Genomic DNA, 20,162 nt, shown 5'->3' on the forward strand with positions numbered 1-20,162 from the left:
AAGTTGGTGATGGTGGGCAACGGCATGGCCGGGGTTCGCACACTGGAAGAGCTGCCGAAAGTGGTCCCCGATCTGTACGAGATCACGGTGTTCGGCGCAGAACCACATCCCCACTACAACCGCATTTTGTTGTCGCCCGTGCTGGCGCTGCGCGACAACAAGCTGATGTTCGGCGAATCCAGCATTGGCGACACCGGCCACCAGGGCAACAGCAAGGCCTCTGCCATGCTGGACACCGACGAGGGCTGCGGCGGCACTGACCAAAGCCATCAGGATCTGCGCGCAGCCATCGTCGAGCAAAAGCTGCTGACCATCAACGGCGTGTACCAAGCCCTGGCCTGGCGCACGCCCAATGGCTGTGCTACCTGTCGCCCGGCCGTCAACTACTGCCTGATCAGCCGTTGGCCCAAGCAGGCCCAAGCCGACCCGCAAAGCCGGTTCATCAACGAGCGCAGCCACGCCTACAGCAAGGCGCTGCGCACGGTCAAGATCGCCGTGTCAGGCTGCCCGCGCCATTGCGCCGAATCGGGCATCGAAGACGTGGGGATCATCGGGGTCGATTCGGGTGGGGAAATTCATTGGATCCACCGCGTGGGCCTGAACTACGTCAAGAAAAAGATCCTGGATGACCACGAAGGGCGCCAGGCGCTTTGGGCCAGGTTGCAGTTCTCATTGGAAGGCGAGCCCGACCCCTGGTTCGACTTCAAGGAGGCCAAGGTTGATACCCGCCAGTTCGAGCCGCTGGTCATTTAAGTTTGAGTTTGATCGCAGATTTTGTTGTTGTTAACGTTGTTATCAGAAAGTTCGAAGTATGTTGTGGCAGTCCCCGGTGTCTCGTCGTGTCTGGATGAAGAGTGGCCTGAAAGGCGGCTTGGCATTGGCCGTGTTGGCCAATGTGCCCGCACGGGCCGAGATCAACACCCTGAATGAGGCCATCAACAAGGCCGGTCGCCAGCGCATGTTGTCTCAGCGCATGGCCAAGGCCTGGTTGGCGATGGGGCAAGGGATCGATGCCGAGCATGCCGAGAGAATCATGCTGGAGTCGATGTCTTTGTTCGACCGGCAGTTTGTGGAACTCAAGGCCTATGCACCTTCGCCCGAGATACGACGCACCTACCTTGCCATGGAGCCTTTGTGGAGCGACTACAAAAGTGCCTTGATCGGCAGCACGCCCGAACGCGGCTTGGCGCTCAATTTATTGACGCTGGATGCCCAAGTCTTGAAGCTGGCCCACCAAGGCACCGAACAGCTGGAGCAGTACTCGGGCCGCGCTGTGGGAAAATTGGTCAACCTGGCGGGGCGGCAACGCATGTTGTCTCAACGCACGGCCAAGTTTTACCTGAGCCAGAACTGGGGCGCCCCTGTGCCCAATGCCCTGAGGGAACTGAACAAGGCACGCACCGAATTCGTCACCGCATTGCAAACCCTGATGAACGCACCGCAAGCCACCGAAGCCATCCTGCAGCAGTTGGGCTTGGCCGAACAGCAATGGGTGTTCTTCGACCAGGCCTTGTCGCGCTTGGGCGAAGGCAGTGGTGGCGCACGCCGCGCTCGCGATGTGTTTTCAACCAGTGAGCAGATTTTGCAGATCATGGACAAGGTCACCGGGCTCTACAGCCGCCTGGCCTGATCCCCTAAAAAAAGCCGCCCTTGCACGCAAGAGGTGGCCTCCCGCTGAGAATTTTTTTGAGAGCTGAACGACCATGAGCCAATGGAAACCCATTTGCAGCGTTGACGACATCCCCGTGCTGGGCGCACGCCGGGTAACGCGTGCCCAAGTCACCGACTGGACCGTTGGCCTGGAAGGCGGTTGCGCCCAGGCGCCCGATGAAGGCTGCACGCCCCGGTTCAACGTCAAGGTCGATGCCGGTCAGATCTACCTGGACCTGGACGAGCTGAGCACGCTGGCCCTGGACAATTCCAAGGCGCTTGCATGATCCCTATCAGCGCCACCCAGACGCGCGCCACCTGCCCCTACTGCGGAACGGGCTGTGGCGTCTTGATCGAATCGGTCAAAGGCAAGATCACCAATGTGCAGGGCGACCCCGATCATCCGGCCAACTTCGGGCGGCTGTGCACCAAGGGCAGCACCCTGCACCTGACCGCCGCCACGTCAGTGCAGCAGCAAACGCGCTTGCTGAAACCGATGCGCCGCAACGCCCGTGGCACCGCGCCCACCGCCGTGGCCTGGGATGATGCGATGAACGACGCGGCCGACCGCTTCGCGGCCATCATCCGCGAACATGGCCCGGAGGCCGTCGGCTTCTACGGCTCAGGCCAGTTGCTCACCGAAGACTATTACGTCATGAACAAGCTGGTCAAAGGCTTGATCGGGACCAACAACGTCGACACCAACTCACGCCTGTGCATGAGCAGCGCGGTGGCCGGCTACAAGGCCACTTTGGGCTCAGACGCGCCCCCATCCTGCTACGACGATTTCCAGCACGCGCAGACGATCTTCATCGTGGGCGCCAACACGGCCTACGCTCACCCAATCCTGTTCCGACGCATTGAAGATGCCAAGCGCGCCAACCCCGCGATGCGGATGATCGTGGCCGACCCGCGCAAGACCGAGACGGCCGAGATGGCCGACCTGTTCCTGCCCATCCTGCCCGGCACCGACGTGGCCTTGTTCCACGGCATGCTGCACATCATGCTGAACGAAGGCCTGGTGGACATGGGCTATGTGGCGCGCCACACCCAGGGCTTTGAAGCGCTGCAAGCCATCGTGCGCGACTTCACGCCCGAAGCCGTGGCCAGCGCCTGTGGCATCAGCCAGGACGACTTGCTCAAAGCCGCACGCTGGTTTGGCGATTCCACCGCCACCTTGTCGCTGTACTGCCAGGGCTTGAACCAAAGCAGCAGCGGCACCGACAAGAACGCCGCCCTCATCAACCTGCACCTGGCCACCGGCCAGATCGGCAAGGCGGGTGCCGGGCCGTTCTCACTGACGGGCCAGCCCAATGCCATGGGCGGCCGCGAAGTCGGCGGCATGGCCAACCTGCTCAGCGCCCACCGTGATCTGGGCAATGCGGACCACCGCGCCGAAGTGGCCCATCTTTGGGGCGTGGGTGACGTGCCATCCAAACCCGGCAAAACCGCGGTCGAGATGTTTGAAGCCGCGGCCAGGGGCGAGATCAAGGCCTTGTGGATCGCCTGCACCAACCCCGCCCAATCGATGCCCGACCAGGCCACGGTGCGCAAAGCTTTGGAGAAAGCCGAGTTCGTGGTCGTGCAGGAGGCTTTTGCCACCACGGCCACCTGCGCCTATGCCGACCTGCTTTTGCCCGCCACCACCTGGGGCGAAAAAGACGGCACGGTCACCAACAGCGAACGCCGCATCAGCCGCATCCGTGCGGCCATTCCAGCGGCTGGCGAATCTCGTCACGACTGGGCCATCTTCGCGGACTTCGGGCGTCGCCTGGAAGAGCGGCTGCCCGAACTCACTGGGGGCTATCGCCGCGATGTGACCACCCTCTTCCCCTACGACACGCCCGAATCGATCTGGAACGAGCACCGCGAATCAACGCGCGGACGAGACCTGGACATCACCGGCTTGAGTTACCAGATCCTGGAGACCACCGGCCCGCAACAATGGCCCATGCCCGATGGACAGACCACCGGCAAGGCGCGCCTGTACGAAGACGGCCTGTACCCCACGCCCAGTGGACGGGCCAGCTTCTCGGCCATCCGCTACGAGCCCGTCGCCGAAGCCCGCGACGCGCGCTTCCAATACTCGCTGAACACCGGCCGCCTGCGCGACCAGTGGCACGGCATGAGCCGCACCGGCACGCTGGGGCGCCTGTTCGGCCACGTCAGCGAACCGCTCATCGACATGAACCCGCAGGACATGACACGCCTGAGCCTGACCGATGGCGACCTGGTGCAAGTGACCTCTCGCCGAGGCACCGTCATCATCCCTGCGCAAGGCAGCGAAGCCATTGCCCCCATGCAAGCCTTCATCGCCATGCACTGGGGCGAGGAATACCTCAGTGGCATCGATGCCGAAGGCCGCCCCATGACGGGCGTCAACGCGCTGACCGTGTCCACCTTCTGCCCCAAGTCCAAGCAGCCCGAGCTCAAGCACGCGGCGGTCAAGATCAGCAAGGCCCAGTACCCCTGGCGCTTGTTGGCCGTGGCCTGGATGCCGCAAGACCAGGCCCTGGCAGTGCGAGAAGCGCTCAAACCTTTGATGTCGGCATTCGCCTTCACCAGCTGCGTGCCTTTTGGCCGCGAAGGGCCAGCAGACGGCGGCCCAGGCAAGGTGGGCGTGCTGTTCCGCGCTGCCGCGCTAGAGCCGGCCAGCGATGCCTTGGTGGAACGCATCGAGTTGCTGCTGAACATCGGGGGCGACGACGTGCTGCGTTACCAGGACCGCCAACGCGGTCAACGCCGCGCCATGCGCATGGCACGCACGGATGGTGGCCTGAAGCTGGACGCCTTTGTGCTGGCCGGTGACATCAGCGCCGAGGCCTGGATACGCCCCCTGCTGCAAGATGAGTTGGCGGCCGATGCCTATGGCCGTGCCTTGCTGTCACCGGGCAGCACACCCCCGGTCGCCGTGCAAAGCAAGGGCCGCCAGGTCTGCACCTGCTTCAACGTGACCGAACCCGCCATCGTGGAGGCCCTGGGCAGTTGCCCGGGCAACACGGATGAACGCCTGGCCAGTCTGCAAGGGCAGCTCAAATGCGGCACCAACTGCGGCTCCTGCATCCCCGAGCTGCGCAAGCTGATCAAGCTGCATCCCCTGCCAGTGACCACAACATCATGAGCATCAGCGCATACATCAAAGTCATCGGTCGGGGCAAAGACGGCGCCCGCCCCTTGACGGCCGAGCAGGCTCATGACTTGATGAGTCAAGTGCTGGCTGACCAGGTGACGGACCTGGAGGTGGGCGCCTTTTGCCTGGCCATGCGCATCAAAGGCGAAGAAGTCAACGAGCTTGACGGCTTTGTGCGCGCCACGCTGGCCCATTGCCTGCCCATCCCCTCAGCGCCGTCCGGCGTGGTGGTGCTGCCTTCCTACAACGGCGCCCGAAAACTGCCCAACCTGACCCCCCTGCTGGCCTTGCAACTGGCACAGCATGGGGTGGCGGTGCTGGTGCATGGCCCCCGGCACGACCCCACGCGCGTGACCACCGCCCAGGTGTTTGACGCGCTTGGCCTGCCCACCGCCACCAGCGCGCAAGACGTGCAAGATGCCTGGCAGGCTGGCCGCCCGGCCTTCATGGACATTGCCACGCTTTGCCCGCCATTGGCCAAGTTACTGGATGTGCGCTGGACCATCGGCCTGCGCAATCCCGGCCACACCGTGGCCAAACTGTTGGACCCCATCCTGGCGACCGAGGGATCGCGCACCATGCGCGTGGTCAACCACACCCACCCCGAATACGCCATTTCCCTGAATGCCTACCTCAAGCACGCACAAGCCAACGCTCTGCTGATGCGTGGCACCGAAGGCGAACCCGTGGCCGACCCACGCCGCCAGCCTCGATTTGAGGTCTTCATCAACGGCTTGCGAGACGAAGGCTTGTCGCGCGCGCCGGTTGATGGCGTGCTGACCGAATTACCGGAGCTGCCGAACGGCTTTGATGCCGACACCACCGCCCGCTACATCGAGTCCCTGATGTCGGGCCAACAACCCTTGCCGGCGGCCATCGCCGCCCAGGTCAGCTGCCTGCGCCAGGCCTTGATACAAGCCTGAGCGTGCCCCCCAAGGCAGGGGGCCAAAAGCAATCTTATGTATACCGGACAGCCGAAGGGGTGCTGCCGTCATCAATAATGCTCACTCCTTGAGTTTGCGCGTTAAATCCCTCATGGGCGCCGTGCGCAAACTCGATTCAATCAAAAGCTTCCCAAGTTGTAGCCGCCCCGGATGACGCCCGACACCCCAAAATCCTGGTATCTGAGGCTCATCGCCACCGCCGCACTCCTGGTGGTCTACCCGTCATTGACCGTGGCGCACGCGCAAATCAAAGGCGAAGCCGACGCATTGGCCAACTTGTCTCTGGAAGAGTTGATGCGGGTCGAAGTCGTCTCTGCCAGCCGCCGCACCCAGACCTTGGCGGATGTGCCCGACGCCGTGCACGTCATCACCCGCGACGACATCCTGCGCTCAGGCGTGCGCTCCCTGCCGGAAGCCTTGCGCATGGCCCCAGGTGTGGACGTGGCGCAAATGTCGCCATCCGGCTGGGCGGTGGGCGTTCGGGGTGAAGCCGGTCGCTTCTCCAACAAGTTGCAGGTGCTGATCGATGGCCGCAGCGTGTTCTCCCCCCTGTACAGCGGCGTCCTCTGGGAGGCCGAGCGCGTACCCTTGGAAGACATCGAACGCATCGAGGTCATCCGCGGCCCGGCTGGCGCCATCTGGGGCACCAATGCCGTCAATGGCGTGATCAACATCATCACCCGGGATGCCCAGCACACCCAGGGCAGCCTGGCCGTGGCCAGCGTGGGCAGCGATGGATCCGACCGATTACTGCTGCGCCATGGCACCGCCCTGGGCCAGGATGCCTGGCTGAAGCTCTACGGACAGGCCGATCGCCAGGCCGATTCCGTTGACTCATCGGGTGTCCGCGACAACAACCGGGCGCATGCCGAGACCATCGGGCTGCGCTTTGACCAGGCCCAGAAGAACGGGGCACGGCTATCGGTTCAAGGCCAGGTGCTGCACTCCACCAAAAATGGCAAACTGCCCCTGCCCGACTTCACGACGCTGGCCATGGTGGTACCCACGGTCCAGAGCACTGACAAGGCCACCCTCACCACCTCACTTGACACCCCGCTGAGCGCCGCTTCCGAGCTGCATGTTCAGGCCACCTTGCAAAGCCAACGCAACGAGCAACGTGGCTATGCCATCCACCGGTCGGAATCAGCCGATGTGGATGTTCAACATCGGTGGCACCCTCAGGATTCACGCCATGACGTGCTCTGGGGCATGGGCGTGACCTGGTACCAGGACAAGATCGACAGTGTTCCACTGATCACGGTCGATCCCGCTGCGCAGACCTTGGTCCATGGCCGGGTGTTCGCCCAAGATGAATACGCGCTGGTGCCCGACCAGCTCCTGTTGACCTACGGCGCCCGCGTCGACCACGACCCCTACTCCGGCGCGCAAGCATCCCCCAATGCACGGCTGCTCTGGAAAATGAACCAGCGTTCGTCCAGCTGGATCGCGGCATCGCGTGCTGTGCGTGCGCCAGCGCGTGGCGAGGCAGACGGTGGCATCAACTTCAACATCGAACCTTCAGACGGGGGCACCCCCTTCACGGCCCGCCTCGGGTTCAACCCAGGTGCCCGCATCGTCGAGAAAGTAAGCGCACTGGAGGCCGGCTGGCGCAGCCAGGTGCGCCAGAACCTGTCGGTGGACGTGGCCGCCTTTGTTCAACGCTACGACCCATTGCTGGGGGTATCGCCCAATATTTATAACGACCTGCTGACCAACCCCAACATCGTCAGCGACACCACGGTCAATGGCCGCCGGGTCGTCACCGCTGCACTCACTTCCGGCACACGGGCCACCACGCGCGGCATCGAGTTGGCCGCCGACTGGCGCATCGCCAAGTATTGGCGCCAGCAGCTGGCCTACAGCTACATGGAGACGCGTTTCTCGACACCCGCGATCATCACCACCCTGGGCGGCACCCCGCGCTCCCTCATCTCCTTGCGCGAATCGTTTGACTTGAGCAGCCGCTGGATGCTGGACGTCTGGCTGCGCTACACCTCGGCGCGCAAGGATCCCATGGTGCCCTTCCTGGACGCGCCATCCCGCACGGCGCTGGACATCAACTTGCGCTGGGCGATGAGCCCCGAAGTGACCTTGTCAATGGGCGGGCACAACCTGGGCCGCCAGTACACGCAAGAGATCAACCCTCGCATTTCCTCGTCGGTTGAGCGCGCCGCCTACGCCAAAGTAGAGGCCGCATTCTGACCATGCAGCGCCAGGCCACGACCACCACGCAAGCACTGCTGAAAGCAGCGCTTGGCCGTTGGCGTGAATCGCTGCTGGTCCTGGCTTGCCTGGGCAGCGCCACCTACCCTGACGCCAGCCACGCCGCCGAATCGGAAGCCAGCGAAGCCGCGATCCAGGCCGCCTACCTGTTCAACTTTGCCAGGTTCACCGAATGGCCCGCCAGCGCCTTCGTGGCCAAAACCGCGCCGCTCAACGCCTGTTTGCTGGGCCGCCGAGAAGCCTTGGCCAATGCCATGATCAGCCTCAACGACCGGCCAGTACAAGGCCACCCATTGCGCTTTTTCCAGCCTGAACGAACCGAAGAACTCAAACTGTGCCACCTGGTCTTCATCGCCGAGGCCGATGGCCGGCGCCGCACCCAATACCTGCAAATGCTGGCCACGCAACCCACGCTGACCGTGAGTGACATCGAGGGCTTTGCGCAAGAGGGCGGCATGATCCGGATCATGCGCGTGGGCACGCGGCTGCGGTTTGAAATCAACCGAGCGCAGACGCAAAAGACCGGTTTGAAACTGGCCGCTGACTTGCTCAATCTGGCCACGACCATCGTGGAACCCGACAGCGGGGCCAGCCGATGACGGCCTGGATCCTCCATCCCAGTCAATGGAGTTTCAGACTCAAGCTGGGGCTGGTGCTGGCCGCCTCGACCATGCTGGCGGCGATCGTGTTGTTCGCGGCCACCACCGTGCTGGACCTGCGCTCTGAACGCAACCGGCTGTACACCAACACCTCCAGCGTCACGCAGATTGTGGCGCTGAATGCCCGCGCCGCTTTGGCCTTTGGTGACTCTGACGCAGCCCGAGCCGTGCTCAACAGCCTGAACGCCCTGCCCGAGATCAGCCAGGCCATTCTGCTGGACCCGGCCGGCCGAAAATTTGCGGTGTTCGCCCGCGCCGAGATGTACGTGGAGAGCAACCCCGGCCCGAGCGACGACTTGATCAAACAGGCCATCAGCGTTCAGCAAGAGCAATCCTTGCGCTACGATTGGACCGCCTTGAGCCTGGCCCAACCCGTGGTGCTGGACGGCGCGCGCGTGGGCACCTTGCTGGTCGAGGTCGATCCGCGCCACATGCTGAACGCCATCTACTGGCGGGCGGGCCTCTTGCTGGGCCTGAGCCTGCTGGCTTCTCTGGCGGCCATGACCGTCTTGCTGCCTCTGCAAAAAAGCGTGATCCAGCCCATCGTCAAGCTGGCCGACACCATGCAAAAGGTCTCGCAAGACCACCAGTATGACTTGCGGGTCAAGACCCACCACCACGACGAAATTGGTTCTTTGTACCAAGGCTTCAACGGCATGCTGGAAGAGATCCAGGCGCGCGACTCGGCCTTGGCCGCCTACAACGCCTCGCTCGAAGACACGGTGACCATGCGCACGGTTCAATTGCGCCAGGCCAAAGACGCGGCCGAAGAAGCCAACCGGTCCAAATCGCAGTTCCTGGCCCACATGAGCCACGAAATCCGCACCCCCATGAACGGCGTCTTGGGCGTGCTCGACCTGCTCAACGACAGCCTGCTGAACGAACGCCAGCGCCACTTTGTCGGCCTGGCGCGTTCGTCCGCCGAATCGTTGCTGGCCATCCTCAATGACATCCTCGATCTGTCCAAAATCGAGGCCCAGAGCATGCGCCTGGAGGCCATCCCCTTCAACCTAGGCGAGTTGGCCGAAGATGTGGCCGCCCTGTTCGCCCAGGAAGCGCAGTCCAAGGGGCTGGAGTTGATCTGCGAGGTGGCCCCCGAAGTGCCCTCTTTGTTGATTGGCGACCCGGTCCGCGTTCGCCAGATTCTGGCCAATCTGATGTCCAACGCCATCAAATTCACCACAGTGGGCGAAGTCAGCACGCTGCTCAAGCTGAACCCGGCGGGCGAGGTCGAGCTCACCATTCGCGACACCGGCATCGGCATCCCCGTCCCGGTTCAGCAGAAGATATTTGAAGCCTTCGCGCAAGCGGACGAGTCCACCACGCGCCGTTTTGGCGGGACCGGCCTGGGCCTGAGCATCACGCGTTACTTGTGTGAACTCATGGGCGGCCGCATCAGCCTGAGTAGTATTCCTACGTTGGGTTCCACCTTCGTGGTCAGGCTGCCGCTGCCAACGGTGGAACGCCCCGCCTTGCCCGCCCCCGAGCCCACCGAGCCCTCACCCATGACCGGCCTGCGCGTGCTGGTCGTTGAACCGCACCCCGCCACGGCGGCGCTGCTCGTTCGCTACCTGAGGGCCATGGGCCTGTTGACCACATCGTGCCCTAGCGACCATGAAGCGGCCAGGCTCATTGCCGAAGCGACCGCCGCCTTTGACCTGGCGGTGCGCTGCAACAGCGCCGGGTCTGCCGCGCCCCAGGTGCTGCGGCAAGTGCCCACCGTGCTGTTGACCTCTCTGGAAGGCGACTTCTCATCCGACCCGGAGGCCAACCGCCCCGCCCCCCTGGTCTGGTTGAGCAAGCCCATCCGCCGTCGCAGCTTGCAAGAAGCCTTGCACAACGTGTTACAGCGGCAACTGGCCAAAGACCCGCTGTGGAGCCGCGCACCCTCGCCCGTCAAGCCACCGTCCAGCGTGCGCGTTCTGCTGGCCGAGGACCACCCCGTCAACATCATCGTGGCCGAAGAGCAACTGCGGCAATTGGGTTGCGAAGTGGTCATTGCCAACGATGGTGCCGAAGCCACGCAGTTGTGGTCCGCCGCTCAGCAGTCGCAAACCCCCTTTGACCTGGTGCTGATGGATTGGCACATGCCCGTGTTGGATGGTTTGGGCGCCACCGAGGCCATCCGCCAGTTCGAAGCGCAACGTGACCTCAAGCCCACACCGATCATCGCCCTGACGGCCAATGCCATGAGTGAAGATCGCGAACGTTGCCTGCAGGTCGGCATGGACGACCACTTGGCCAAGCCCTTTGGGCGCGCTCAATTGGCAGCTCTGCTGGCACGCTGGGCCCCAGGCTGGCGCGAACCTCGCCGAGCACGCCGTGGACCCAATGCCCCCTCGGTCGCACTGCCCTGATCGGATCGCGCTACAGTGCAAAGCCGCTTGGACTCTCAACAAGGCTTTGACCACGGCACCTTCGTGCCATTGTTCTCCATCTATCTATCCCGATGCCCAGGTGCCAGTGCTTCAGCTGTCCATGAAAAGCAGCCACGACCCAGCAGAGCACCTGGCCCTGGGCCGTGCGTTGGCCCCGTCGGCAAAGCGCCATGGTCAACTCAAGCCCAGCCGAACGGTCCAGTCGATTGCTGGATTGGGCTTCGGCATCGGCCGCGCGGATGGCGCACCCGCGTGAGGATCACCTCATGCCCCTGATGGTGGCCGTGGGCGCCGCCGAAAGCGAAAGCGCCCAATGCGTTTATCACGAAGATGATTTCTTCGGCAGCATCACCGTGTCCAGCTTCATGTTCGGCGAAGATCATGCCCCATCCTGAACAGGACGTGGCCCAGCATGGCTTGGGCCAGTTCGTGTTCGCCGATGAAAACCTTGCCCACTTCATCTTGCTCCAGCAAGCGGCCTTCCTCCTCGTTGTGGGTTCGGACCACCACCTCGATGGCCGGGTTCAGCGTGCGGGCAATCTCCACCATCTTGCGCACATTGAACGAGTCGGGCGTGGCAATGACCAACATGCCAGCGCGCGCCACGTGGGCCTGGATCAACACCGACGGGTCAGAGGCGTTACCCCAGACCGCCAGGATGTTCTTTGCACGCAGTTGCTCGACCACTTCGCGGTTTTCTTCAGCGACCACGAAAGGCAGATTGCGGTCCATCAAGGCATGGGCGATGCGGCTGCCCACGCGGCCATGCCCCACCAACACCACCTGACCCGTGAGCACCGATTGCGGCACGGACATCGGCAGCTCGGCCAGCGGGTCATCGCGCAACTCAAGGCTGCGCGCCAAGGCCGAGCGTGAACGTATCCAGTTCTGGGCCGGCTCGATGGCCGTGAACAGCAGCGAGTTCAGCGCGATGGAAATCAAGGCGCCTGCCAGAATCAGGCTGTGCGCTTCGGGCGTCAGCAGCTTGAGCGACACGCCCAAGCCCGCCAGGATGAACGAGAACTCGCCGATCTGCGCCAGGCTGGCCCCCACGGTCAAGGCGCTGTTGAGCGGATAGCGAAAAGCCAGCACCAGGCCCATGGCCGCGATGGTTTTGCCGACCATGATGATGGCCACCACGATCAGCACCTTGAGTGGCTCTTGCACCAACACGCTGGGATTGAACAGCATGCCCACCGACACGAAGAACAGCACCGAGAACGCATCGCGCAAAGGCAGGGACTCTTCGGCCGCGCGGTGGCAGAACTCGGACTCGCGCATCATCATGCCGGCGAAAAACGCGCCAAGCGCGAAGGACACGTCGAACAGCTTGGCCGAGCCATAAGCCACGCCCACCGCCGTGGCCACGACGCACAGCGTGAACAACTCCCGCGACCCGGTCTTGGCCACCAGCCACAGCACCTTGGGGAACACGCGCCGCCCCACCACCAGCATCAGCACGATGAAGGTGGCCACCTTGCCCAAGGTCAGGCCCAGGGTCAGCCAGACGTTCTGCCCCGGCGCAACATGCGGATCGGCCGTGCCGCCCAACATGGGCGCCAGCGCGGGCAGCAACACCAGCACCAGCACCATGACCAGGTCTTCCACCACCAGCCAGCCCACCGCGATGCGGCCGTTGACCGACTCGAGCACGTTGCGCGCCTCCAGCGCCTTGAGCAGCACCACCGTGCTGGCCACCGACAAGGCCAGGCCAAACACCAATGCCCCGCCCAGGCTCCAGCCCCACAGCGTGGCCGTGCCCATGCCCAAAGCGGTCGCCACCGTGATCTGAAGAATTGCCCCGGGGATGGCGATGCGCTTGACCGCCAACAGATCGGCCAATGAGAAATGCAGGCCCACACCCAGCATCAGCAACATCACGCCGATTTCGGCCAACTGGCCCGCCAAGTCCATGTCTGCCACGAAGCCAGGGGTGGCTGGGCCGATGGCGATGCCGGCCAGCAAGTACCCCACGAGGGGTGGCACCTTCATGCGCGAGGCGATGAAGCCAAAAATGAGTGCCAGACCAAAGCCGGTAGCGATGGTCGAGATCAAACTGACGTTGTGGGGCATGCACACAGTCTATCGGCAGTGACTGGTTCGCCCCATAAAAAAGCCCGCCAAGCGGGCTTCCAGGTCAGCAAAAGCGGGTGATCAAGGCTCGATGCGCGGCTGGCCATTGAGTTGATGGCGCAGCTTGGAGATCTCAAGGTAGACATCCTTGCGCACCCGCGAGATACCACCCAGAGGGCGGTGCTCAGCCACAGAGTGCCATGGCGTGAAGGAACGGATTTCGCAAGCTTCGCCTTGCTCGGGCACCTGGGCGCCGATCTGGATCTTGGCCACCGGAATGAAGGGCGATTCCTTTTCCTGCCACTCGATGGTGGGGTCCTCGATCGGCATGGTGCTGGGCTTGACCCGCGTCTGAACCATGAAATCAAAGCACGCGCCACCTGTGGCCAGTTGTGCCGTCAAGTTGTCGCCCAGGCGGTCCTTGGTGTCGGAGGTGGTGTTGAACGTGCTGCCCGCGCAGGGCTTGGCCGAGAACTTCATCTGCTGGGTGCCCAGCTTGGAAGGCGTCGTGCTCCAGTACTGCGAGGCCAAAGGGTTGAGCACCTTGCGCCCCTGAATGGCCAACAGGATCGAGGTTTCATGGAAGAGGTGACTCGCCAGCCAACCCGCCGCGGTGAAGGCGTTGGTCGAAATGGCTTTCTGAAACACCACGTAATCGGCCGCATCGCGGATGAAGAACACAGGGCTGTTCATCATCAGGAAGTCCTGCGTGCCGGCGGACTGCTCATCGCTCAGCAATTTTTGGCCGCCCACCCCCATCACCTTGACGGCCATGCCCCGGGCGTCACCGGTGTGGTCGTCCTGGCTTTGGCCGGAGCCGTTGGAGTAGCGAATCACGGCGTTGTACGAACGCGGTGTGGCAAACAAACCCTGCGCCAGGGCTGGCGGCAGTTTGTCGAGCACCGTGAAGGTGGACTGCACACAGCCGTGCGCCTTGCGGTGTGCATCGCGGAAGGCATGGCCGTTGGCATCAAAGCCGCTCTGGACCATGGCACGGATGCCGGTGACCATGGCGGCGGTGGACTCGGCCTCGCCTGCAGGGATCAACTCGCCATCGGATGACGGGGTTGCTGCGGCCCAGACTTGGGGTGCGGTGGCCAGCAAGCAGGCGTACAGCACGGATGACAGAACACGGTGGGTGAACATGGATGAGCCTCCAGTTTGTTTTAGACCGTTAAATGAAAAACGATCAGACCGCCGCAGGATACGCGGTGTCGCTCATTTAACCCATAGGGGAAAGTATGACAATTTGGATTGAACCGCATCGTCATGGGCGGGCACAACCACCAGCCCCGGGTCTTGCTTGATCAGCTCGCGCATCTGCTCGATGGTGTGTTGAGTCTGTTCGCGGTCCTTGTCCACGATCAGGCTGGCTGGCCAGAATTTGGGGCGGCCATCCTTCAAGGCATCGGCCCGCCACACCGCATCGCCGCAAAAGAAGAAGCGCTTGCCCGAGCCCACCGTGACGAACATGCCGATGGAACCGGGGGTGTGGCCAAACAGGGGCACCAGCACCACCGAGCCATCCGCGAACACGTCGATGCTGCGGTCAAAGCCCTTGTAAGGTTGTGGCTTGAAGTCGAGCGCTTGCCAGCGGAGGCTTTTCAAGGACACCTGCGAGGGCCAGCTTCCGCCCAGGCCTGGGGCCGCGTGCTGCACGACGGTCAGCTCTTCGGGTGCGGCCCAAACCACGGCTTGCGGGAAGTCGGCCAGCCCGCTTGCATGGTCCCAATGCGCATGGCTGAGGAAGATGCGCTCGATGGGTGGGATGCCGGCCTGGTCCAACTGCGTGCGGGCGGGCACCACCGGCTCGTCATACTTGAAGAAGGCGCGGGCCCACCAGGGCATGTCTTGCCGATACTGCTGCGCGACCTGCGTGCCCAGGCCGGAATCGAACAAAAAGTGCGTCTGGCCATGCTTGACCAGAATGGCCGAGAAATTGCCATCAACCTTGGTGGTGAAGCCTCCGCTCGACACCATCATGCCCTTGAGCGTGGTGGTCTTGCCGGTTTTGACGATGGCGAACTCCACACTGGCTTTGGCTTGCGCCTGGGCAGACCAACTGGCCAGCGCCAGGACCAGAGGCAAGCAATGCTTGAACATCATCAGAACACTCCCTTGGAGGATTGGATCAGGGTAGGAAGGTGGGTTTTGAGGCGGCGCAAGGGATCGCAGCTGTGCTGGGCGCGGGCCAACAGCAAGGCGCCCTCGATCAGCATCAAGAGGTGCTCGGCCAGAAAGGTGGCCTGATTGGCGCCCATCCCGTGGCCGCTGAAATAAGCCTCCAGGCCGCCTTGCCACAGGCGGTAGGCCCGCGCGCAGGCGTCGCGGATCTCGGGTGTGAGGGCCGCTTGCTCCAGCGTGGTGGTGGCCACCGGGCAGCCCTTGGTGTAATTGGATGATTCGAGCTCCTGGATGAAGAAGTCGATCACCGCTGAGACGGCGGACTCGGCATCCGCGTGCGGCATGCACAACTGCGCCAAGCCCTGCGCCAGTTGGCTGGCGGATTGCTCCAGGGCAGCCACCGCCAGCGCCACCTTGCCACCCGGAAAGTAGTGGTACAGCGAACCCTTGGGCGCGCCACTTTCCGCCACGATTTGGTTCAGGCCGGTGTGGTGGTATCCGGCGGTTTGCAGCAGGCGCGCCGTGGTGTCGATCAACTTTTGTCTTGCATTCATGTCTTAATTATAACGACTGGTCTACATATTAAGCAAGACCAGTTGGCGGCAAGGTTGATGGCGGCATGACACCATGCCCCCTCGCAAAACTGGGCCAGCTTGGAGAATCCATGAAATACCGTGAACTGGGCCGAACTGGCCTGAAAGTCAGCCTGATCGCGCTGGGCACCATGACCTGGGGCGAGCAAAACACCGAGGCGCAGGCCCATGAGCAGTTGGACGTGGCGCTGGACGCGGGCATCAACCTGATCGACACCGCCGAGATGTACCCGGTACCGCCCAAGCCCCAAACCCAAGGCCTGACCGAGCAGTACATCGGCACCTGGCTGAAAAAAACCGGCCGCCGCCAGGACATCGTGCTGGCCAGCAAAGCCGCAGGCCCGTCGCACCAGGCCGCACGGCCATCACACATCCGTGGCGGGCGCCTGAACTTCAACCGCGAGAACCTGTTCGAAGCGGTGAACGACAGCCTCCAGCGCCTGCAAACCGACCACATCGACCTGTACCAACTGCACTGGCCCGCCCGCCCCACCAACATCTTTGGCCAGCGCAACTACGAGCACATCAAAGATGCGGTGACCGTGCCGATTCTGGAGACGCTGTCCGCGCTGCAAGACCTGGTCAAGGCCGGCAAGATCCGCCACTTTGGCGTGTCCAATGAATCGCCGTGGGGCCTGGGCAAATTTGTGCATCACGCCGAAACCCTTGACCTGCCTCGCGTGGCCAGCATCCAGAACGCCTACAACCTGGTCAACCGCAGCTTCGAGACCGGCCTGTCGGAGATGTCATTGCGCGAAGACGTGGGCCTGCTGGCCTACTCGCCACTGGCCTTTGGCGTGCTGAGCGGCAAGTACCTGAATGGCCAGCGCCCGGCCGGTGCACGCCTGACCTTGTTTGACCGCTTCACGCGCTATCACGGTGAGAGCACCGGGCTGGCCACGCAGGCCTATGTAGACCTGTTCAAGCAGCACGGCATCGATCCCGCGCAAGGCGCCCTCGCCTTCGTGAACAGCCGCGACTTCGTCACCAGCAACATCATTGGCGCGACCACCTTGGCGCAATTGCGCAGCAACATTGCCAGCGTTGAATTGGACTTGCCGGCATCGGTGCTGGATGGCATCAACGCCATTCATGAGCGTTATCCCAGCCCGGCGCCTTGACTCAAGATCGATGTTTGCACGCCATGGGCGACCTCTTCGCCACCTATACGTAGAAATGGCCCAGAGCTTTGGCACAATCACGCTGCCCGCTTTCGGGTGTAACGGATAGAAGCGTCACATGAACAAAACCGAACTGATCCAGCATTTGGCCACCAAACATGAGTTGACCAAGGCCGAGGCTGGTCGCGTCCTGGAAACCTTGCTGGACGTGATTGTGTCCACCGTCAAGAAAGGCGACTCCTTGACGATCCCTGGATTCGGCTCCTTCAAGCAACACGCCCGCGCTGCACGCAGCGGGGTCAACCCCAGCACCGGCGCCAAGATCAAGATCGCCGCGGCCAAGCTGCCCAAGTTCACGGCTGGCGCCACCTTCAAGGCCGCAGTTGACCCCAAGGCCGCCGCCCGCAAGGCCGCCAAGGCACCCGCGCCCAAGGCCGCTGCCAAAAAAGTCGCTCCGGCCAAGAAAGCCAAGAAGGCTTGATTGACCTGAGGTGCGGGGCTCATCGCGAGCCCTGCACCCATGCACGCTTCTAAAACATGCACATGCCTGGTGACCCCTTAGTTATCCACCGAAGTTGTGGACAACCCTGTGGGGAAACCCTGAGCATCTTTGGATCCCCCAGGCAAAGCGACTTGTGTGCCCGCAAATGAGGCACATCGCCCGCAGATGCACACTTGGCCGCGCTGAGCTTCAGGCAGCTGCGCCAAAACGTCTGCGCTGAACACCGCCGAGCGGCACCAACATGGCGAGTCAGCAGCCCCACCAGCGGCCATCGCGCAGGCGTTGGGGCCGCCGCACAGGGGGCAATCGGTTTGGGGCGCACTCATGACTGCACTTTAGCCGATGCCGACCCCGCGTATCTTTGAGCAACAGGTGTGTGCGGGCGGGCGCGCTTGTCTGGGCAAGGCCGTCGATTCGACGCATCGACTTACAGCTTGGCCGCCAGCCAAGCTAAGGTCGCCACCTTGCTTTAATGGAGTTTGGACATGGCACCGATGATGCAAGCTTATGCAGGCCGCGATGCGGTGATCGTGCGGGTACCGGTGGGCGGCCGTGGCGTGCGCGTGCTGGTATCCAGAGAAGCCCTGGAAGAACGCTTTGCCGCTGGCCCCACACCGCAAGACTGGGTGTATGCCTACCAGTCGCACGCCGAGGTGATCGACGCGGTGGTGCGCGCCAAGGTGGCCAGGGCCAGCCCCGAACCGGTGGTCATCTCCAAGCACGACTTCCCGCGGGTGCAGTGACGATCCATCAAGCGACGCGAGAGGGCCTTTCAAAGACCCATGCAATTGGCGTAGTAAGTGACCGTGCCAGGCCAGTCGGAAAACACACCTTCAACACCCACTTTGCGGGCCAGCACATCCAGCGCCTTGAGCATGTCGCTGTCTTTCTTGATGGCCTTGCCTTCGGGGTCGAACTGGTAGTAACTGCCTCGCCCGGCGGCCCCCTGGGTCAGGTTCACACGCTCAAACGACCAGGTAATGATTCTGAAACCTGCGGCCTTGATGTCAAGCGCATAGCTTGAGGGCACGACCTCGTTGGCATCGTTCACGGCCAGCAGGGCCCACATGGGTGGCGCGATGATCTGGACGCCCGCTTTTTTCAGCTCGCGCAAACGCTCCTTGCTCATGCGCTCGATCTTGAGCGAGGGCTCGATCGGGTCCAGGTAAACCGCTTGCTTGCCAAACGCAGGCTCCTGTTTGATCCAGTACAGCACGTCGTTGATGTTGAAGGACTGCGCATACACCTTGCGGGGATCCACGCCCGCCTCCTTGTAGGTGTCGATCAGCTTTTGCGCGTACTGCGCCTGGCCGCCAAAGGTCAACTGGATGCGCGCGGCATCGCCCTCCTTCAACTCAGGCGTTTGTGACACCCCCCATTGCTTGATCAAGGCGATGTGCTCTTTCAAAGTCACGACGTTGCCAGCGGGGCGGCCGGTGTACAAATCAGTGCGCCAATTGGCTGTGCCGCCCAAGTAGCCAGCGGCCGTGGTGGCGGCCGGATTGCTGGCATCCATCTTGGCCCTCAGCGACTTGAACTCGCTCAAGCTGAGGTCGCTGGTGCAGCACTTGGGTGCCTGACCACCGGGCGCCCAAGGCACCGTGCATGCGGCATTCAAGGGCGTGTTGACAATGTTGGTGGTGGTGTGCAGATCACATTCCGAATGGCGGCAAACCAGTTCGCCATCCTTGGTGAAACTCACATCGCATTCGATGATGCCCGCGCCCATCCGGTTCGCGGCCTCATAAGACTCGCGCGAATGCTCGGGGAACTCCAGCGGCGCCCCACGGTGGCTGATCGAGAACTGGCTGCGGTAGAACGGCCCCGCCTCGCATTGCTGCAATCGGCTCTTGAGCTTGCCATCGTCCAGGCCATCCACCAGGTAGAAAGGCCGCACGCCCACTTGCACATTGGTTTTTTCAACATGGCGATGCGCTTTGTCATCGTCGGACAGGTCGCCCGCCCAGGCTGCGCCGCTGGCCAATGCCGAGGCGGCCAGGATGGTTGAGCAGATCAAACGGTGGAGCTTGGCGTTCATGTGGGCGGGTCCTGATTTGATGGTTTCTGATGCCTGTGCATTCTTGACGTGGCTGCCCGACAGCGATGTGACAGTGCCTGATCATTTCGGCGTCAAATTCACGGTTGACACGGTCTTGATTTATTGTATAAATCGTTTATATCAATTCATCAAATCGTCATCATGAGCAATACCGATACCGAGATCGTCAAAACCAAGCCTGAAGCCAAGGCCGTCTCCAAAGCCGCCAAGCCTGAAGCAGCGCCCGCCAAAAAAGTGGCTGTCAAAAAGTCACCAAAGGCCAAGGCCGCAGCCCCGGCACCCTCCGCCAAGAAAGCTTCGCCGAGCACCACAGCCGCCAAGCCCACCGCGGTGGCCACCAGCCCCACCAAGATCACCAGCCCCGCCAAGCCCAAGCAAAAGCTGGTGCGCGACAGCTTCACCATGCCGCGCGCCGATTTCAGCTTGATCAACTCGCTCAAGGAACGTGCCCTGACCTTCCGCCGCCCCACCAAGAAAAGCGAGTTGTTGCGCGCCGGGCTCCATGCCCTGTCGGCCCTGCCCGATGCCAAGCTGAAGCTGGTGCTGGAAGGCCTGGTCCCTTTGAAAACCGGCCGCCCCAAGAAAGGCGAATGAGCCGTTCGGCTCATGCCTGAGCTAAATCGCACAACACCATGGCCAAGCTCTTTCGCCTTGATCGCCGCAGCTTCGTTCCCTCTCAAACGCCGCATCGTTTGACGGGCGATGA

General features: G+C 62.7%; 20 protein-coding genes. 14 read left to right on the forward strand and 6 right to left on the reverse strand.

Features of this window, described 5'->3' with window-relative positions:
* The 10 genes from H7225_RS02900 to H7225_RS02945 all read left to right on the forward strand — a co-directional run.
* The coding region (locus H7225_RS02900; RefSeq protein WP_290659287.1) for a (2Fe-2S)-binding protein at positions 1–753 on the forward strand (753 nt) is incomplete at its 5' end.
* A gap of 58 nt (positions 754–811) precedes the next feature.
* Positions 812–1,630 carry a type IV pili methyl-accepting chemotaxis transducer N-terminal domain-containing protein gene (locus H7225_RS02905; protein WP_290659288.1) on the forward strand — a complete coding sequence of 273 codons (819 nt, stop codon included), beginning with the start codon at positions 812–814 and terminating at the stop codon, positions 1,628–1,630.
* A gap of 73 nt (positions 1,631–1,703) precedes the next feature.
* Positions 1,704–1,937, forward strand: coding sequence for a hypothetical protein (locus tag H7225_RS02910; RefSeq protein ID WP_290659289.1), 234 nt, complete (start codon positions 1,704–1,706; stop codon positions 1,935–1,937).
* The gene (locus H7225_RS02915; protein ID WP_290659290.1) at positions 1,934–4,771 is read left to right on the forward strand and encodes a nitrate reductase; all 2,838 of its coding nucleotides are present in this window, start codon (positions 1,934–1,936) and stop codon (positions 4,769–4,771) included. Before H7225_RS02910 ends, H7225_RS02915 begins: the two co-directional genes overlap by 4 nt.
* Positions 4,768–5,703, forward strand: coding sequence for a DNA-binding protein YbiB (ybiB, locus tag H7225_RS02920; RefSeq protein ID WP_290659291.1), 936 nt, complete (start codon positions 4,768–4,770; stop codon positions 5,701–5,703). The genes H7225_RS02915 and ybiB overlap by 4 nt, the downstream gene beginning before the upstream one ends.
* A 171-nt stretch (positions 5,704–5,874) precedes the next feature.
* Positions 5,875–7,926: a TonB-dependent receptor gene (locus H7225_RS02925; RefSeq protein WP_290659292.1), complete on the forward strand. Its 2,052-nt coding sequence runs from the start codon at positions 5,875–5,877 to the stop codon at positions 7,924–7,926.
* A 2-nt stretch (positions 7,927–7,928) separates the two neighbouring features.
* Positions 7,929–8,546 (forward strand): YfiR family protein, encoded by a 618-nt coding sequence (locus tag H7225_RS02930; RefSeq protein WP_290659293.1) that lies wholly within the window; start codon positions 7,929–7,931, stop codon positions 8,544–8,546.
* A complete protein-coding gene (locus H7225_RS02935) occupies positions 8,543–10,963 on the forward strand; it encodes an ATP-binding protein (RefSeq protein WP_290659294.1) in 2,421 nt (806 codons plus the stop codon). The genes H7225_RS02930 and H7225_RS02935 overlap by 4 nt, the downstream gene beginning before the upstream one ends.
* A gap of 121 nt (positions 10,964–11,084) precedes the next feature.
* Positions 11,085–11,240 (forward strand): hypothetical protein, encoded by a 156-nt coding sequence (locus H7225_RS02940; protein ID WP_290659295.1) that lies wholly within the window; start codon positions 11,085–11,087, stop codon positions 11,238–11,240.
* 10 nt (positions 11,241–11,250) lie between these two features.
* Entirely contained in the window at positions 11,251–11,379 is a 129-nt protein-coding gene (locus H7225_RS02945; protein WP_290659296.1) for a hypothetical protein, read from the forward strand.
* Here the strand turns inward: H7225_RS02945 and ybaL are convergent.
* The 4 genes from ybaL to H7225_RS02965 all read right to left on the reverse strand — a co-directional run bounded on the left by ybaL (position 11,348) and on the right by H7225_RS02965 (position 15,735).
* Positions 11,348–13,057 carry a YbaL family putative K(+) efflux transporter gene (gene ybaL, locus H7225_RS02950; RefSeq protein WP_290659297.1) on the reverse strand — a complete coding sequence of 570 codons (1,710 nt, stop codon included), beginning with the start codon at positions 13,055–13,057 and terminating at the stop codon, positions 11,348–11,350. The genes H7225_RS02945 and ybaL overlap by 32 nt on opposite strands.
* A gap of 81 nt (positions 13,058–13,138) precedes the next feature.
* Positions 13,139–14,203: a catalase family protein gene (locus tag H7225_RS02955; RefSeq protein ID WP_290659298.1), complete on the reverse strand. Its 1,065-nt coding sequence runs from the start codon at positions 14,201–14,203 to the stop codon at positions 13,139–13,141.
* A gap of 72 nt (positions 14,204–14,275) precedes the next feature.
* Positions 14,276–15,163, reverse strand: coding sequence for an MBL fold metallo-hydrolase (locus H7225_RS02960; protein ID WP_290659299.1), 888 nt, complete (start codon positions 15,161–15,163; stop codon positions 14,276–14,278).
* Positions 15,163–15,735 (reverse strand): TetR/AcrR family transcriptional regulator, encoded by a 573-nt coding sequence (locus H7225_RS02965; protein ID WP_290659300.1) that lies wholly within the window; start codon positions 15,733–15,735, stop codon positions 15,163–15,165. Before H7225_RS02965 ends, H7225_RS02960 begins: the two co-directional genes overlap by 1 nt.
* A gap of 110 nt (positions 15,736–15,845) precedes the next feature.
* On the opposite strand from H7225_RS02965, the gene H7225_RS02970 reads away from it, so the two are divergent.
* Complete coding sequence (locus H7225_RS02970; RefSeq protein WP_290659301.1) at positions 15,846–16,895, forward strand: NADP(H)-dependent aldo-keto reductase; 1,050 nt, start codon at positions 15,846–15,848, stop codon at positions 16,893–16,895.
* A 118-nt stretch (positions 16,896–17,013) separates the two neighbouring features.
* Complete coding sequence (locus H7225_RS02975) at positions 17,014–17,376, forward strand: HU family DNA-binding protein (protein WP_290659302.1); 363 nt, start codon at positions 17,014–17,016, stop codon at positions 17,374–17,376.
* Between the two features lie 77 nt (positions 17,377–17,453).
* On the opposite strand, the gene H7225_RS02980 is transcribed toward H7225_RS02975, so the two are convergent.
* Complete coding sequence (locus H7225_RS02980; RefSeq protein WP_290659303.1) at positions 17,454–17,723, reverse strand: cysteine-rich CWC family protein; 270 nt, start codon at positions 17,721–17,723, stop codon at positions 17,454–17,456.
* Between the two features lie 159 nt (positions 17,724–17,882).
* Between H7225_RS02980 and H7225_RS02985 the strand changes: the two genes are divergently transcribed.
* The gene (locus H7225_RS02985) at positions 17,883–18,140 is read left to right on the forward strand and encodes a DUF1488 family protein (RefSeq protein ID WP_290659304.1); all 258 of its coding nucleotides are present in this window, start codon (positions 17,883–17,885) and stop codon (positions 18,138–18,140) included.
* 29 nt (positions 18,141–18,169) lie between these two features.
* Here the strand turns inward: H7225_RS02985 and H7225_RS02990 are convergent, their stop codons facing one another.
* Positions 18,170–19,435 carry a glycerophosphodiester phosphodiesterase family protein gene (locus tag H7225_RS02990; protein WP_290659305.1) on the reverse strand — a complete coding sequence of 422 codons (1,266 nt, stop codon included), beginning with the start codon at positions 19,433–19,435 and terminating at the stop codon, positions 18,170–18,172.
* Positions 19,436–19,597: 162 nt separating this feature from the next.
* Here H7225_RS02990 and H7225_RS02995 point away from each other — a divergent pair, with 162 nt between their 5' ends.
* Positions 19,598–20,050, forward strand: coding sequence for a hypothetical protein (locus H7225_RS02995; protein ID WP_290659306.1), 453 nt, complete (start codon positions 19,598–19,600; stop codon positions 20,048–20,050).
* The last annotated feature ends 112 nt before the right edge of the window (positions 20,051–20,162 follow it).

This window comes from Aquabacterium sp. (assembly GCF_014378415.1).
Classification (GTDB): Bacteria; Pseudomonadota; Gammaproteobacteria; order Burkholderiales; family Burkholderiaceae_C; genus Aquabacterium.

Coding starts and splice junctions, on each gene's coding strand:
- ybiB (WP_290659291.1), top strand. CDS start 4,768: ATGAGCATCAGCGCATACATCAAAGTCATCGGTCGGGGCAAAGACGGC.
- H7225_RS02970 (WP_290659301.1), top strand. CDS start 15,846: ATGAAATACCGTGAACTGGGCCGAACTGGCCTGAAAGTCAGCCTGATC.
- H7225_RS02935 (WP_290659294.1), top strand. CDS start 8,543: ATGACGGCCTGGATCCTCCATCCCAGTCAATGGAGTTTCAGACTCAAG.
- H7225_RS02990 (WP_290659305.1), bottom strand. CDS start 19,435: ATGAACGCCAAGCTCCACCGTTTGATCTGCTCAACCATCCTGGCCGCC.
- H7225_RS02945 (WP_290659296.1), top strand. CDS start 11,251: ATGCCCCTGATGGTGGCCGTGGGCGCCGCCGAAAGCGAAAGCGCCCAA.
- H7225_RS02995 (WP_290659306.1), top strand. CDS start 19,598: ATGAGCAATACCGATACCGAGATCGTCAAAACCAAGCCTGAAGCCAAG.
- H7225_RS02905 (WP_290659288.1), top strand. CDS start 812: ATGTTGTGGCAGTCCCCGGTGTCTCGTCGTGTCTGGATGAAGAGTGGC.
- H7225_RS02930 (WP_290659293.1), top strand. CDS start 7,929: ATGCAGCGCCAGGCCACGACCACCACGCAAGCACTGCTGAAAGCAGCG.
- ybaL (WP_290659297.1), bottom strand. CDS start 13,057: ATGCCCCACAACGTCAGTTTGATCTCGACCATCGCTACCGGCTTTGGT.
- H7225_RS02925 (WP_290659292.1), top strand. CDS start 5,875: ATGACGCCCGACACCCCAAAATCCTGGTATCTGAGGCTCATCGCCACC.
- H7225_RS02980 (WP_290659303.1), bottom strand. CDS start 17,723: ATGAGTGCGCCCCAAACCGATTGCCCCCTGTGCGGCGGCCCCAACGCC.
- H7225_RS02910 (WP_290659289.1), top strand. CDS start 1,704: ATGAGCCAATGGAAACCCATTTGCAGCGTTGACGACATCCCCGTGCTG.
- H7225_RS02955 (WP_290659298.1), bottom strand. CDS start 14,203: ATGTTCACCCACCGTGTTCTGTCATCCGTGCTGTACGCCTGCTTGCTG.
- H7225_RS02985 (WP_290659304.1), top strand. CDS start 17,883: ATGGCACCGATGATGCAAGCTTATGCAGGCCGCGATGCGGTGATCGTG.
- H7225_RS02960 (WP_290659299.1), bottom strand. CDS start 15,163: ATGATGTTCAAGCATTGCTTGCCTCTGGTCCTGGCGCTGGCCAGTTGG.
- H7225_RS02915 (WP_290659290.1), top strand. CDS start 1,934: ATGATCCCTATCAGCGCCACCCAGACGCGCGCCACCTGCCCCTACTGC.
- H7225_RS02975 (WP_290659302.1), top strand. CDS start 17,014: ATGAACAAAACCGAACTGATCCAGCATTTGGCCACCAAACATGAGTTG.
- H7225_RS02965 (WP_290659300.1), bottom strand. CDS start 15,735: ATGAATGCAAGACAAAAGTTGATCGACACCACGGCGCGCCTGCTGCAA.
- H7225_RS02940 (WP_290659295.1), top strand. CDS start 11,085: ATGAAAAGCAGCCACGACCCAGCAGAGCACCTGGCCCTGGGCCGTGCG.